This is a genomic window from Pseudomonas sp. JR33AA (assembly GCF_021378985.1).
Classification (GTDB): Bacteria; Pseudomonadota; Gammaproteobacteria; order Pseudomonadales; family Pseudomonadaceae; genus Aquipseudomonas; species Aquipseudomonas alloputida.
In genome coordinates, this window is sequence record NZ_JAJSAW010000024.1 from 43,457 (window position 1) to 58,238 (window position 14,782).

Annotated in this window: 12 protein-coding genes and 1 pseudogene; 6 read left to right on the forward strand and 7 right to left on the reverse strand. The window is 62.7% G+C overall.

Annotation, left to right across the window (positions count from 1 at the left end; genetic code table 11):
• Positions 1-123 precede the first annotated feature (123 nt).
• Positions 124-891, forward strand: coding sequence for a hypothetical protein (locus tag LVS58_RS23595; protein WP_233693052.1), 768 nt, complete (start codon positions 124-126; stop codon positions 889-891).
• 164 nt (positions 892-1,055) lie between these two features.
• Here LVS58_RS23595 and LVS58_RS23600 read toward each other — a convergent pair whose 3' ends face one another.
• Together LVS58_RS23600 and LVS58_RS23605 are read right to left on the reverse strand one after the other, a co-directional pair.
• Positions 1,056-1,538: a GAF domain-containing protein gene (locus LVS58_RS23600; RefSeq protein ID WP_233693053.1), complete on the reverse strand. Its 483-nt coding sequence runs from the start codon at positions 1,536-1,538 to the stop codon at positions 1,056-1,058.
• Positions 1,539-2,426, reverse strand: a complete 888-nt coding sequence (locus tag LVS58_RS23605; protein WP_233693054.1) for an ATP-binding protein — start codon at positions 2,424-2,426, stop codon at positions 1,539-1,541.
• A gap of 91 nt (positions 2,427-2,517) precedes the next feature.
• On the opposite strand from LVS58_RS23605, the gene LVS58_RS23610 reads away from it, so the two are divergent.
• A complete protein-coding gene (locus tag LVS58_RS23610; protein WP_233693055.1) occupies positions 2,518-4,875 on the forward strand; it encodes a hybrid sensor histidine kinase/response regulator in 2,358 nt (785 codons plus the stop codon).
• On the opposite strand, the gene LVS58_RS23615 is transcribed toward LVS58_RS23610, so the two are convergent.
• Together LVS58_RS23615 and msrB are read right to left on the reverse strand one after the other, a co-directional pair.
• Positions 4,865-5,353: a glutathione peroxidase gene (locus LVS58_RS23615; protein ID WP_233693056.1), complete on the reverse strand. Its 489-nt coding sequence runs from the start codon at positions 5,351-5,353 to the stop codon at positions 4,865-4,867. The genes LVS58_RS23610 and LVS58_RS23615 overlap by 11 nt on opposite strands.
• A 13-nt stretch (positions 5,354-5,366) precedes the next feature.
• Entirely contained in the window at positions 5,367-5,762 is a 396-nt protein-coding gene (gene msrB / locus LVS58_RS23620) for a peptide-methionine (R)-S-oxide reductase MsrB (RefSeq protein WP_233693057.1), read from the reverse strand.
• 167 nt (positions 5,763-5,929) lie between these two features.
• Here msrB and LVS58_RS23625 point away from each other — a divergent pair, with 167 nt between their 5' ends.
• Both LVS58_RS23625 and htpX read left to right on the forward strand, forming a co-directional pair.
• Positions 5,930-7,141: a pyridoxal phosphate-dependent aminotransferase gene (locus tag LVS58_RS23625; protein WP_003247100.1), complete on the forward strand. Its 1,212-nt coding sequence runs from the start codon at positions 5,930-5,932 to the stop codon at positions 7,139-7,141.
• 543 nt (positions 7,142-7,684) lie between these two features.
• The gene (gene htpX, locus LVS58_RS23630; protein ID WP_233693058.1) at positions 7,685-8,572 is read left to right on the forward strand and encodes a protease HtpX; all 888 of its coding nucleotides are present in this window, start codon (positions 7,685-7,687) and stop codon (positions 8,570-8,572) included.
• A 91-nt stretch (positions 8,573-8,663) separates the two neighbouring features.
• Here the strand turns inward: htpX and LVS58_RS23635 are convergent, their stop codons facing one another.
• The gene (locus LVS58_RS23635; protein ID WP_233693059.1) at positions 8,664-9,314 is read right to left on the reverse strand and encodes a thiopurine S-methyltransferase; all 651 of its coding nucleotides are present in this window, start codon (positions 9,312-9,314) and stop codon (positions 8,664-8,666) included.
• 101 nt (positions 9,315-9,415) lie between these two features.
• Between LVS58_RS23635 and LVS58_RS23640 the strand changes: the two genes are divergently transcribed.
• A complete protein-coding gene (locus LVS58_RS23640) occupies positions 9,416-10,183 on the forward strand; it encodes a DODA-type extradiol aromatic ring-opening family dioxygenase (RefSeq protein ID WP_233693060.1) in 768 nt (255 codons plus the stop codon).
• 89 nt (positions 10,184-10,272) lie between these two features.
• On the opposite strand, the pseudogene LVS58_RS23645 reads toward LVS58_RS23640, so the two are convergent.
• A pseudogene (locus LVS58_RS23645) lies at positions 10,273-11,986 on the reverse strand (DEAD/DEAH box helicase).
• A gap of 317 nt (positions 11,987-12,303) precedes the next feature.
• Positions 12,304-13,059 (reverse strand): spermidine synthase, encoded by a 756-nt coding sequence (locus tag LVS58_RS23650; RefSeq protein ID WP_233693061.1) that lies wholly within the window; start codon positions 13,057-13,059, stop codon positions 12,304-12,306.
• A 116-nt stretch (positions 13,060-13,175) separates the two neighbouring features.
• Here LVS58_RS23650 and LVS58_RS23655 point away from each other — a divergent pair, with 116 nt between their 5' ends.
• The gene (locus tag LVS58_RS23655; protein ID WP_003247094.1) at positions 13,176-14,522 is read left to right on the forward strand and encodes a class II 3-deoxy-7-phosphoheptulonate synthase; all 1,347 of its coding nucleotides are present in this window, start codon (positions 13,176-13,178) and stop codon (positions 14,520-14,522) included.
• The last annotated feature ends 260 nt before the right edge of the window (positions 14,523-14,782 follow it).

Genomic DNA, 14,782 nt, shown 5'->3' on the forward strand with positions numbered 1-14,782 from the left:
AATGTGCCAGCATCCAGTCATGGCACAGTTTGCCGATAGAAAAAGAGAATGGCTGTCAGGGCCTCTCGCGAGCAAGCTCGCTCCTACACTCAATCATGCAAACCTATTCATGAGGCATTAACGGTGACACCACTTCTGATCACCCTGCTCATCGTTGCGGGCATCGCGTTGCTGATCGTGATCGGCTACCTCAACAATGTGGTCGAGAATGGCAAGCTTGAGCGCGCCCGGATGAAGATCGAGCTGGCCGACCGCCTGCGCCGCTGCGGCGAGATCACCGAGACGTTCCCCGGCCAGTTCATGACCCCGGCCCTCAAACTGCTGCTGACCCGCCTGGAGCTGAACCTCAATCAGCGCCTGCTGGCGGTGGACAAGCACAATGCCGAATTCAAGGCGCGCATCGCCGAACTGGAAGGGCTGATTGCCCTGGGCGACAAGATCCCGGTCAACAACCCACCTAACCCGATCCACACCGAGATCAAGGCCAAGGACGTACGCTTCCTGCTGGAGGCGCTGCACAATCAGGTGACCCGCGCTGCCCATGAGGGCTTCTTGCCTGCTCCCGAAGCCAAGCATTGGGTCAAGGAAATCCGCCACATCCTGGTGTTGCTGCATATCGAATTCTTCAACAACCTCGGCCAGCAGGCCCTGCAGAAAGGCCAGCCTGGCCAGGCGCGCCTGGCCTTCGAGCGCGGTGTGCAGTATTTGCGCAAGCAGCCGGAGCCGAAGGTGTATGAAGAGCAGCTGACGTATCTTGAGAAGCTGTTGGCCCGGGCCAATGCCCAGGTGCTGGACCGCATGGCCCCGGCAGAAGACGAGCACAACGAATTGACCGATGGGCTCAAGACCGATGAGGAAGAGACCTGGAAGAAGAAGGTGATCTACGACTGATGGGTTAGCCTGTACCGGCGAAAGGGCCGGGGCTGCTGGCCAATATCCCTGGTCATTCATCGTTGCCGCCGCCACCGTATTCGCGGGTAAACCCGCCCCTACAAAGGCATTGATACCTGTAGGAGCGGGTTTACCCGCGAAGAGGCCGGCACAGGCAACATCGATCAGCAGTCAGTCAACGCCAGAAAGATCGCCACCAACCGCTCCAGCCCCAGCTGGTCCGCCTCGCTGAACCGCCCGACCTTCGGGCTATCCAGATCCAGCACGCCAATCAACCTGCCCTCCTTCACCAGCGGGATCACCAGCTCGCTGTTGGACGCGCTGTCACAAGCAATGTGCCCCGGGAACGCATGCACATCCTCCACCCGCTGGGTCTGCCGCGTTGACGCCGCCGCACCGCACACGCCCTTGCCAAACGGAATGCGCACACACGCCACCTGGCCCTGGAACGGGCCCAGCACCAGCTCCTCGTTGCGGTTGAGGTAGAACCCCGCCCAGTTCAGGTCGTCCACCTGGTTGTACAGAAACGCGGAAAACTGCGCGGCGTTGGCGATGAAGTCGCGCTCATCGGCGAACAGCGCCTGCACTTGCGCCGCCAGCAGGTTATAGCCGTCGAGGCCTGCGCCACTGGCATTGAGGTCGATCATTTACTTTTGCTCCAGCAATTGCAGCCCGACCCAGTAGCGGGCGAACTGATAGGCACAACGGCCATTACGGTTACCGCGGCCGGTGGCCCAGCGCACGGCGAGAATGTCGAGCTCTTCGGTGCGCTGCCAGGCAAGGCCAGCAGGTTGCGCCAACTGGCCAATCCAGTGCTCGACAACGTTCAGGAAGTGATCCTGGGTGAACGGGTAGAACGACAGCCACAGGCCAAAACGGTCAGACAGGGCAATCTTGTCCTCCACCGCTTCGCTGGGGTGCAACTCGCCGTCCACACGCTTCCAGTTCTCGTTGTCGCTTTCCTTCTCGGGCACCAGGTGGCGGCGGTTGGAGGTGGCGTACAGCAGCACGTTGTCCGGGGCCTGCTCCAGCGAGCCGTCGAGCACGCTCTTGAGCACCCGGTAGTCGCCCTCCCCGGCTTCGAACGACAGGTCATCGCAGAACAGGATGAAGCGTTGCGGCAGCTTCTGCAGTTGCTCGACCACCCGTGGCAGGTCGGCCAGGTGGTCACGTTCGATTTCGATCAGGCGCAGGCCGGCGCTGGCGTGCTCGGCCAGCAGGGCACGTACCAGCGACGACTTGCCGGTACCGCGCGAGCCCCACAGCAGTGCGTGGTTGGCCGGCAGGCCGTTGATGAACTGGTGGGTGTTGCGGCCCAGTTGGTCTCGCTGCTTGTCGACGCCGATCAGGTCGGTCAGGCGGATGTCCAGGCTGACGTCCAGCGGCAGCAGGTAGCCGCTGCGGCCATCGCGCTGCCAGCGCGCGGCCAGGGTGGTGCCCCAGTCGATGTGCGGGCGTTGTGCCGGCAACAGGGGTTCAAGGCGCGCCAGTACCGATTCGGCGCGGTCCAGAAAAGCGATCAAGCGAGCGTCCATGACGACTCCTAACAATCTCAGTTTTTGGGGGCTGCTTTGCGATCAACTGAAATGAACAGACAGACCCACCAGTAGCCGGGATTGATCGGCTATGCTTGCGCAGCGCAAGGAACGTGAAACCGGCTCGGGACTCATGGATATCAAGTTCACCAATCGCCTGTCATACAAGCAAGCCCGGTTGACAGTCCTGGTCGGCTTCATCCTGGGAACATTGCTCAGTCTCATCCAGATCGGCATCGATTATGCCAGCGAAGACGCGTCCATCAACCGTGAAGTGAACGCGTTGCTGCAAATCAGCCACAACCCGGCCTCGCGCATCGCCTACAACATCGACTCGGAACTGGCGCAGGAGCTGACCCGCGGCCTGCTGCAGTCGCCGGCTGTCATCGGCGCACGGCTGATAGACAACAACGAAACGGTACTGGCCGATGTCGAGCGGCCAAAGCTGCAGGACCGCTACCGGCCGCTCAGCGACTTCCTGTTCGGCGAGCAACGCCAGTTCAAGGAGCGGCTGTACCTGACCCACATGCCAGAGCAATACCTGGGCACCCTGTACCTGGACATCGACACCTTCGCCTTCGGCAGCCGCTTCCTCGGCCGTGCCGGTATCACCCTGCTCAATGGCTTCGCCCGCAGCCTGGTGCTCACCGGCTTGCTGCTGGCGCTGTTCTACATGATGCTGACCAAACCGCTGGTGACGGTGATCGGCGCGCTCAGCGGCAGCGACCCGCGCAAACCCCGGCAAACGCGCCTGGAATGCCCACACGGACACGAGCATGACGAGATCGGCGTGCTGGTGAAGGTCGCCAACCAGCAGTTCGTCAGCATGGCCACCGAGATCGAACAGCGGCGCACCGCGGAAAACCGTCTGACCCAGTACCTGAACGAGCTGGAAGACATCGTGTCGGCGCGCACCAATGAGCTCAAGGCAAGCAACAACAGCCTGAGCCTGTCCAACCAGGAGCTGGAACAAGCCCGCAGCCGCGCGTTGGACATGGCCCAGGCCCGCGCCGCCTTCCTGGCCAACATGAGCCACGAAATCCGCACCCCGCTCAACGGCCTGCTCGGCATGATCGCCCTGGCGCTGGACAACCCGCTGCCCAGCGAGCAACGCCAGCAACTGGCTATCGCCCATGACTCGGGCAAGGTGCTGGTAGAGCTGCTGAACGATATTCTCGACTTGTCCAAGTTCGATGCCGGCCAGCTGGAACTGGAGCGCATTGCCTTCGACATGGGCTCGATGGTGGAAGACACCGCCAACCTGCTGTCGCAGAACACCGCGCAAAGCGTCGAGCTGACCTGCCTGATCGCCAGCGACTTCCCCAGCAGCGTGCTCGGCGACCCCACACGCGTGCGGCAGATCGTCAGCAACCTGCTGTCCAACGCGCTGAAGTTCACCCGCTTTGGCCGTGTCGATGTGCGCTTGGAGGCCACTGCCGGTGGCGTGCGTCTTGAGGTACGGGATACCGGCATCGGCATCCCCGAGGACGCCCAGGCGCGCATCTTCCAGCCGTTCACCCAGGCCGGTGCCGGCATCACCCGCCAGTACGGCGGCACCGGCCTGGGCCTGACGCTGACGCACAACCTGTGCAAAGCCATGCAGGGCCACCTGCACATTCGCTCCGAGCCGGGCTTTGGCAGCTGTTTTACCGCCGAGTTGCCGTTGACCGTGCACACCGAAGCCATACCGCCAGCGCCCTTGCTCGGCCGCGTGGCGGCACTGAGCGCAGCCGGCAGCGGCCTCAATGAACTTTTGCAGCACTTGCTGCCCGCCTGGGGCCTGACTTACCAGCGCCATGACAGTTGCGCCACGCTGGATGCCGCAGTGATCGACCTGTTGATCACCGACGACATCGAGCACCTGTTCGAACTGCGCCCGGCATTGAAAACCCCGATTCTGCTGGTGACTGCCTACGGCAACTTCCTGCCCAATGAGCAGTCCTTGGCCTTGGCCCCGCTGCACCAGCTGGCCCGACCATTGGCACGCAAGGCCCTGTACCAGACCCTGCGCCGCACCTTGCAAGGCCATGAGCCCGAACACCCGCTGGCCATCCCGACCATTACCCAGGAACAAGGCCGTGCAAGGATTCTGCTGGTGGAGGACAACCCGGTGAATCAACTGGTGGCCAAGGGCATGCTGGCCAAGCTCGGCTGCCAGGTGCAACTGGCCACCCAGGGTGCGGAGGCCCTTGAGCTGCTGGAGCGTGAGGCATTCGACCTGGTGCTGATGGACTGCAACATGCCGGTGATGGACGGCTACGAGGCCAGCCGGCGTATCCGCCAAAGCGGCCGCTGGCCCGAGTTGCCAATTGTCGCCCTCACCGCCAACGCCATGCCCGAAGAGCGCGAACGCTGCCGGGCGGCGGGCATGAACGACTACCTGGCCAAGCCATTCCGCCGCGAAGAGCTACTGGCCCTGGTCGACCACTGGGTGCCCTTCAGCGGCTGAGCAAACGCTCGATGTCCGCCTCCAGGGCCTGTGGCTTGGTGGAGGGGGCATAGCGCTTGACCTGGCCACTGGCCGGGTCGACCAGAAACTTGGTGAAGTTCCACTTGATCTTCTGGCTACCCAAAATCCCTGGCGCGCGTTGCTTGAGTTCGACGAACAGAGGGTGAGCGCCTGGGCCGTTGACCTCGACCTTGCGAAACAACGGAAAACTCACGCCGAAATTGCGCTCGCAGAACTGCGCAATTTCCCGCGCATCGCCAGGTTCCTGTTTGCCAAACTGGTTGCACGGAAAGCCCAGTACCACCAGGCCACGGTCGCGGTAGGCCTGCCACAGTCGTTCCAGGCCCTTGTACTGCGGGGTAAAACCGCACTGGCTGGCGGTATTGACCACCAACAGCGCCTTGCCCGGGAAATCGCCCAGCGTCTTGTGCTCGCCGCCCAGGGTCACGCAGGGAATGCTCAGCATCGTTGCAGCCATGATCGGGCTCCGGTCAGTCGCGCGGACGAAGGTCGATGCACACCGAGTTGATGCAGTAGCGCAGGCCGGTCGGTGGCGGGCCGTCTGGGAACACATGCCCCAGGTGCGCATCGCAACGGGCACAGGTGATCTCGGTGCGGATCATGCCGTGGGACGTGTCGCGGATCTCGATCATCGCACTGTCCTCGATCGGCGCGTAGAAGCTCGGCCAGCCGCAGCCAGCGTCGAACTTGGTCTGCGCGTCGAACAGCGCCAGGCCGCAACATATGCAGTGGTAGATGCCGTCGCGGCGCTCGCTGTTGTACTTGCCGCTGAATGGCCGTTCGGTGCCCTTGAGGCGGCAAACCTGATACTGCTCGGGGTCGAGCATCGACCGCCATTCGTCCAGGGTTTTTTCGATCTTTTTCATGTAGGGACCTCGGCAGGCTGAATTTCACCCCACACCGTCTTTTCCGGGGCGCGGGTGGCACGTATATTAGTTGGCTTCGTGTGCCAGGCGTTCAGTCTGGCACCCGCTTCCTGCCCTTTCAAACCTTTCGGCGGGGCGTAGCGCGTTTTCTCAATCGGGATCCCATCATGCAGTTCAGCAAATCGAACAAGCTCGCCAATGTCTGCTACGACATTCGCGGCCCAGTGCTCAAGCACGCCAAACGCCTGGAGGAGGAAGGCCACCGCATCCTCAAGCTGAACATCGGCAACCCGGCGCCGTTTGGCTTCGAGGCGCCTGATGAAATCCTGCAGGATGTGATTCGCAACCTGCCCACCGCACAGGGCTACAGCGACTCCAAAGGCCTGTTCAGCGCCCGCAAGGCGGTGATGCAGTACTGCCAGCAGAAGGAAATCGAAGGCGTCACCATCGAGGACATCTACCTGGGTAATGGTGTGTCCGAGCTGATCGTCATGTCGATGCAGGCGCTGCTCAACAACGGCGACGAAGTGCTGATCCCGGCCCCCGACTACCCACTGTGGACGGCCGCCGTGAGCCTGGCCGGCGGCAAGCCGGTGCACTACCTGTGCGACGAGCAGGCCGACTGGTTCCCTGACCTTGAGGACATCAAGGCCAAGATCACCCCGAACACCAAGGCGCTGGTGATCATCAACCCGAACAACCCGACCGGCGCCGTCTACTCCAAAGAGCTGCTGCTGGGCATGCTGGAGCTGGCGCGCCAGCACAACCTGGTGGTGTTCTCCGACGAGATCTACGACAAGATCCTGTACGACGAAGCCGTGCACATCAGCACCGCCTCGCTGGCTCCGGACCTGCTGTGCCTGACCTTCAACGGCTTGTCCAAATCGTACCGGGTGGCGGGTTTCCGCTCCGGCTGGCTGATCATCTCCGGGCCCAAGCACCACGCACACAGCTACATCGAAGGCATCGACATGCTGGCCAACATGCGCCTGTGCGCCAACGTGCCGGCCCAGCATGCCATCCAGACCGCATTGGGCGGCTACCAGAGCATCAACGACCTGGTGCTGCCACCGGGCCGCCTGCTGGAGCAGCGCAACCGCACCTACGAACTGCTCAACGACATCCCCGGTGTCAGCTGCGTGAAGCCGATGGGCGCGCTGTATGCGTTCCCGCGGATCGACCCGAAGGTGTGCCCGATCCTCAACGACGAGAAGTTCGCCCTTGACCTGCTGCTGTCGGAGAAGCTGCTGATCGTGCAAGGGACGGCGTTCAACTGGCCGTGGCCGGACCACTTCCGCGTGGTGACCTTGCCGCGGGTGGATGACCTTGAAGCGGCAATTGGCCGGATTGGCAATTTCCTGAAGGGGTATTCGCAGTAGGGTTCGATGGAGCGCCGGGGGGCGCCGGGGGGCGACGACGAGGGGTTCGACGGGGGGGCGACGAGGGGTTCGACGAAAGGTTGATTGTGGGGCGTAGATCGAGCGCCGCCCGCGCGGCGCTTCGCGGGTAAACCCGCTCCTACGTTTGTTTCGGGCCAGTCCGTCCTGTGCCAGGCGCGCGCGACCGCCTTGTTGGTATGACGCGATATCGAGCCATGCGCCAGGGCGTTCGCGCGCAAATCCCACAGGCATTATTGGCCCGAAACAAACGTAGGAGCGGGTTTACCCGCGAAGCGCCGCGCGGGCGGCGCTCGATCTCACAGGCGCCACCCCACTTGCGGCAAACACCCAGCGCCCTTGACGCAACCCCCAAGCCGCATGTTTCTTACATCCTGCAACGCTCTATCCCACAGCCCCCACGCCATCCTCTGCCATACTCCGCCGTACACAGTTTGAAATAGTCCCCCGATTGAATCGGCGCGGCATGCCCCTTATATACCCCGCAGTAAGCGACAACTCATCCGTCTGGAGAACGTAACAACCATGATGCGCATTCTGTTGTTTGTAGCCACCAACCTCGCGGTGGTGCTGGTTGCAAGCATTACCCTGAGCCTGTTCGGTTTCAACGGGTTCATGGCCGCCAACGGGGTCGACCTGAACCTCAGCAGCCTGCTGGTGTTCTGCGCCGTGTTCGGCTTTGCCGGCTCCCTCGTCTCGCTGTTCATCTCCAAGTGGATGGCGAAGATGACCACCGGCACCCAGATCATCAGCCAGCCGCGTACCCGCCACGAGCAGTGGCTGCTGCAAACGGTCGAGGAGCTGTCCCGCGAAGCGGGCATCAAAATGCCCGAGGTGGGTATCTTCCCGGCTTACGAGGCCAACGCCTTCGCCACCGGCTGGAACCGCAACGACGCGCTGGTCGCGGTATCCCAGGGCCTGCTGGAGCGCTTCTCGCCTGATGAAGTGCGTGCGGTACTGGCCCACGAAATCGGCCACGTTGCCAACGGCGACATGGTCACCCTGGCGCTGGTGCAGGGCGTGGTGAACACCTTCGTCATGTTCTTTGCACGCATCATCGGCAACTTTGTCGACAAGGTTATCTTCAAGAACGAAGAGGGCCAAGGCATTGCCTACTATGTGGCAACCATCGTTGCCGAGCTGATCCTGGGTATCCTGGCCAGCATGATCGTGATGTGGTTCTCGCGCCGCCGCGAATTCCGCGCCGACGAAGCCGGTGCGCAACTGGCCGGCACTGCCGCAATGATCGGCGCCCTGCAGCGCCTGCGCGTGGAACAAGGCCTGCCGGTGCACATGCCTGACACCATGAAGGCCTTCGGCATCAATGGCGGCCTCAAGCACGGCCTGGCTGGCTTGCTGATGAGCCACCCACCGCTGGAAGACCGCATCGAGGCCCTGCGCCGCCGCGGCTGATCCACCTTAGAAAACAAAGGGCGACTTCGGTCGCCCTTTTTTATTTCAGTGTCCCGTCCCACATGGGTCGGGGCCAGCCTGCCCTACATGCTTATCGGCTGAGCCGGTACACCCGCTCCAACACACTCGATGCCCCGGCCTGCACAAACTTCGGGCTCTCCTCGATCACCTCCACAACCTCCAGCTGCTCCACCTGCCACCTCGCAAACCCCTGCCTGAGCTCTTCATCGCTTACCGAAAACGGCGGCCCGGCCAACAACGACTGGTCATACTCTAGCGTCACCACCAACCCACGGCAGTCTGCCGGCAGCAAATCCGACAACAGCTGCATATACCGCGCACGCATCTGCACCGGCAGCGCAATCACCGCCGCCCGGTCATACAGCCCCACGCAGTCAGCCACATCCTCTACCCGCAAGGCAAAGAAGTCACCACACCACAGCTGCACATCGCCACTGCGCCAGACCTCGAATGCGCCCTGCTGCCGCACCTCGGCCTCAAGCCCGTGCTCACGGAAAAAATCCTCCACCGCCCGCCGCGACAGCTCCACGCCCAATACGCGATGGCCCTGCCCGGCCAGCCAGGCCAGGTCCAGGCTCTTGCCGCACAACGGCACCAACACCCGGCTGCCCGGCGCCAACTGCAGCTGTGGCCAATACGTCTGCAGATAGGGGTTCACCTGCGCCTGGTGAAAGCCAATCTGGTTATCGGCCCACCGCTGCTGCCAGAACGCTGGTTCCATGATCACTCCCGATTTTTAGATGATTTGTCGGTAAAACTTGGTTTGGATTTCGATCTGTAGTTAATCGATGATGGTTGCATCTTAACCTCCAGGATCCCGCCATGCTGCCCAGCCTGTTCATTTCCCATGGTTCCCCCATGCTTGCCCTGCAACCCGGCGCCAGCGGGCCGGCGCTATCCGGGTTGGCCAACGCGCTGCCACGGCCAAAAGCGATCGTGGTGGTGTCGGCACACTGGGAAAGCCCCGAGCTGCTGGTCACCGGCAGCGCACAGCCCGAAACCTGGCATGACTTCTACGGCTTCCCACCGGCCCTGTATGCGGTGCAGTACCCGGCGCCGGGCGAGCCCGGGCTTGCTGGCCAGGTTTGCGAGCGGTTGACGGCTGCGGGGTTACCCGCGCGGCTGGACATGCAACGCCCATTCGACCATGGCGCCTGGGTACCACTGCTGCTGATGTACCCGGATGCGAGCATCCCCGTGGTGCAGGTTTCACTGCCCAGCCAGATGGGGCCGGCACTGCAGGTGAAGGTGGGCCAGGCCTTGGCAGGGTTGCGTGCCGAGGATGTACTGCTGATGGGTTCAGGCAGCATTACCCACAACCTGGGTGAGCTGGACTGGCATGCAGGGCCGGATGTGATCGAGCCGTGGGCGCTGGCGTTCAGGGATTGGGTGGTAAACCGGCTGCAGGAGGATGACCAGGCGGCGTTGCTGGATTACCGGCAGCAAGCGCCGTTTGCGGTGCGTAACCATCCCAGTGATGAGCATTTGCTGCCGCTGTTCTTTGCCCTCGGGGCCGGGAGCACGTTTGGCGTGGTGCATCAGGGGTTTACCCTGGGCGCGCTGGGGATGGACATCTATCGGTTCGACTGAAGGGCTTCTTCGCGGGCCTGCCCGCGAAAGGGCCGGTACAGGCAAAAAAAATCCCCAACCTAAGCCGGGGATTTTTCATTACGCCAGGATCAATCCTCGCGGTAGCGACGCAGTTTCAACTGCTTGCCAGCCACGCGGGTGTCCTTGAGCTTGGACAACAGCTTCTCGAGGCCGTCTTCCGGCAGCTCGACCAGGCTGAAGCTGTCGCGCACCTGGATGCGGCCGATAGCGTCACGCGCCAGGCCACCTTCGTTGAGGATCGCCCCCAGCAGGTTCTTGGCAGCGATGCCATCACGGGCACCCAGGGCGGTACGGCAGCGCACGCGGCCTTCGGCCAACGGCAGCGGCGCACGGCGCTCACGATCACCACGGTCCGGACGCTCGCTACGCTCACCGCGCTCGGTACGCTCACCACGCGGGGCAAAGCTCGGCACCAGCGGCTGTTCACGCTCTACCGCTGCCAGGTCCAACGCCTGGCCATTGGTGGCCTTGCGCAGCAGGGCCGAAGCCAGGGCACGCGCGCTGCAACCCAGGTCAGTGGTCAGACGGTCGAACAGCTCGCCGTGGGTGGCTTCTGCTTCGGCTACCAGCGGCGCCAGGCTCGAGGTCAGCTTCTTGATGCGGGCGTCCAGCACGGCCTGGGCATTCGGCAGGCGCGCTTCGGCAACCTTCTGCCCGGTAACACGCTCGATCACCTGCAGCATGCGGCGCTCGCGCGGGGTAACCAGCAACAGTGCACGGCCATCGCGACCGGCACGGCCAGTACGGCCGATACGGTGTACGTAGGACTCCGGGTCGTACGGCATGTCAACGTTGAATACGTGAGTGATGCGCGGTACGTCCAGGCCACGGGCAGCGACGTCGGTGGCGACGACGATGTCCAGGCGGCCATCCTTGAGCGAGTCGATCACGCGCTCACGCTGGTTCTGGGCGATATCGCCGTTCAGTGCAGCAGCCTTGTAGCCCTTGGCTTCCAGCGCGGCGGCCAGGTCCAGGGTGGCTTGCTTGGTACGCACGAAGGCGATCAGCGCATCGAACTCTTCCACTTCCAGCAGACGCAGCACAGCCGGGATCTTCTGGTCGGCATGGACCATCAGGTGGGCCTGGTCGATCGCGGTTACGGTCTGGGTCTTGGTCTGGATCTTGACGTGCTTGGGTTCACGCAGGTGACGTTCGGCGATCGAACGGATCGACGACGGCAGGGTTGCGGAGAACAGTACGGTCTGACGGGTAGCCGGGATTGCGTCGAAGATCACTTCGAGGTCGTCCATGAAGCCCAGCTTCAGCATCTCGTCGGCTTCGTCCAGTACCAGGTACTGTACGGTCGACAAGACTTTTTCGTCACGACGCAGGTGGTCGCACAGACGGCCCGGGGTGGCCACGACGATTTGTGCGCCATTGCGGATCGCACGCAGCTGTGGGCCCATCGGGGCACCACCGTAGACGGCGACAACGTTCACGCCCGGCATCTGCTTGGCGTAGGTTTCGAAAGCGGTAGCAACTTGCAGCGCCAACTCACGGGTTGGCGCCAGGATCAGGGCTTGCGGTTCGCGCTTGCTCACATCGATCTTGTTCAGGATCGGCAGGGCGAAGGCAGCGGTTTTGCCGGTGCCAGTCTGCGCCTGGCCGATCATGTCGTGACCGGCGAGGATGATCGGGATCGATTGTTGCTGAATGGCGGACGGCTCTTCGTAGCCGGTAGCCACAACGGCAGCAACAATGTTCGGGTTAAGATCGAGAGCGGCGAAGCCGCCGGTTTCCTGGGTCATGGGTCTGCCTCTAGGTGCATCCGCAAAGACCCATGCTCCAAAGCTGCACATGCCTTGAAAGACCGTCAGGTCACCCAGGCAGCTTTGGCGGCGGGGATTTGCGAAAACGATTGAAAAAGAAAACTTGGGAAGGTCCGCCTAGCGGACGCGCAGCCGAAGCTGGACTCGGAGGATTTGCACCACCTGATTTTGAGGTCCGCTAAAAGACCGGCGCGTACTATACCTGAAATAGTCGCGTACGTGAGGAAAATTTTCACGGAGGCGGGGCCAGTATCGGGCCATCAAGCACGACAGGCTGAATCGATAATCCCCTGAAGCCCGGCGCGCTCGGTACTAGAGCGCGCCAACCGTTCAAGTAGCCGGCCGAATTGCGCGGATCAGCCCATCGAGGCTGTACCCCAGACGCGGCGCCAACGCCTCGGCCCGGGCGCTCAAACCGTCCATGTCCAATGACTGCTCCAGGTCTGCCGGCACCAGCAGAATCACGTTGCCCTCCTTCACGGGCAGTTCCCAGTAATGCCGGTGGTACAACCCGCGCAACAACGCCGCGCCCAGCGGCCTGCCATCGTCGGTGGCCCACTGGTTGATCACCAGCCAGCCACCCGGGTTCAGGTGTTGCTGGCAGTTCTCCAGAAAGTTCCACGCCAGGTGCCCGACCCCGGGACCGTGGTCGGTGTACAAGTCAACGAACAGCAGGTCGGCCTTCTCTGCCGTGGGCAGCAGCTCCAGGGCATCGCCGATGCGCACATACAGCCGCGGGTCGTCGTCCAGGCCCAGGTAATCCATGGCCAGGCGCGGCACATCCGGGCGCAGCTCGATGGCCTCGATGTCTTCCAGCGGCAGGAACTTCATGCAGGCCTGGGTCAGCGTGCCGGCGCCCAGGCCCAGAAACAAAGCACTCTCCGGCAGTTCGTGGCACAGCGCCCCCACCAGCATGGCGCGGGTGTAGTCGTACTCCAGCCAGCTGGGGTCGGCGGTGAACACGCAGCTCTGCTCGATCGCATCGCCGAATTCCAGAAAGCGGTAGTCGTCTACTTCGTACACGCTGATGACGCCAAAAGCATCCTCCACCCGTGCCAGCAGCCGCTCTTGCCGTTCCGCCGTCATGTCCACCACCCACCTGCGCAAAAACGCGCATTGTCCGCCAACACCCTTGATGCAACAAGCGCAGCGCCAACTGTTACCATGGCCCATAGCCTACAACCGACAAGACCGAGCCCAAGATGAACCAACCGTGGAGCCCTGACAGCTGGCGTGCCCTGCCGATCCAGCAGCAACCGACCTACCCCGATGCCGCGCACCTGCTGAAGGTTGAACAGACCCTGGCCAGCTACCCGCCGCTGGTGTTCGCGGGAGAGGCGCGCGAGCTGCGCCGGCAGTTCGCCGAAGTCACCGAAGGCCGTGCCTTCCTGCTTCAGGGCGGCGATTGCGCCGAGAGCTTCGCCGAGTTTTCGGCTGCAAAAATCCGCGACACCTTCAAGGTGCTGCTGCAAATGGCCATTGTCATGACCTTTGCCGCCGGCTGCCCGGTGGTGAAAGTGGGGCGTATGGCCGGGCAGTTCGCCAAACCGCGCTCATCTGGCGACGAAACGATCGGCGACATCACCCTCCCCGCCTACCGCGGCGACATCGTCAACGGCATCGGTTTCGACGCCAAAAGCCGGATTCCGGACCCAGAGCGCCTGCTGCAGGCCTACCACCAGGCCACCGCCAGCCTCAACCTGCTGCGCGCGTTCGCCCAGGGCGGGTTTGCCGACCTGCACCAGGTGCACAAGTGGAACCTGGATTTCATCGCCAACTCGGCGCTGGCCGACAAGTACCACCAGCTGGCCAATCGCATCGATGAAACCCTGGCGTTCATGCGTGCCTGTGGCCTGGACAGTGCGCCGCAACTGCGCGAAACCAGCTTCTTCACGGCCCACGAAGCATTGCTGCTGAACTATGAAGAAGCCTTCGTGCGCCAGGACAGCCTGACCGGCGACTACTACGACTGCTCGGCGCACATGCTGTGGATCGGCGACCGTACCCGCCAGCTCGATGGGGCCCATGTCGAGTTCCTGCGGGGCGTGCACAACCCGATCGGGGTCAAGGTCGGCCCGAGCATGAACCCCGAAGAGCTGATCCGCCTGATCGACACGCTCAACCCGGCCAACGACCCGGGGCGCCTGAACCTGATCGTGCGCATGGGCGCGGGCAAGGTTGGCGACCACTTGCCGGGGCTGATCCGCACAGTCGAGCGCGAGGGGCGCAAGGTGCTGTGGAGTTCCGACCCGATGCACGGCAACACCATCAAGGCCAGCAGCGGTTACAAGACCCGCGATTTTGCGCAGATTCTGGATGAGGTGAAGCAGTTCTTCCAGGTACACCAGGCCGAGGGCAGCCATGCCGGCGGTATCCATATCGAGATGACTGGGCAGAACGTCACCGAATGCATCGGCGGTGCCCGGCCGATTACCGAGGATGCGTTGTCTGACCGGTATCACACCCATTGTGATCCGCGGATGAATGCCGATCAGTCACTGGAGTTGGCGTTCCTGATTGCCGAGACCCTCAAGCAGGTGCGGCGCTGAGCGCTTTTCGTTTTTCGCTTTTGATCTTGCTTCTAAGCGCGCGGTAGTTCAGGCGACGCAGATTGCGACTTCAGGAGGCCGAATGGAGGCATTACGCAGGGAGATGACGGGCATGGATGCCCGTCAAGCGCTGAGGCCCCATATCAGAACCGGCGCTAAAGCTTTGGGCTTTGGGCTTTGGGCTTTGGGCTTTGGGCTTTGGGCTTTGGGTTGTGCGCTTTCACATCAAGCAGACATTCATTCACGATGCAGGCGCCGAT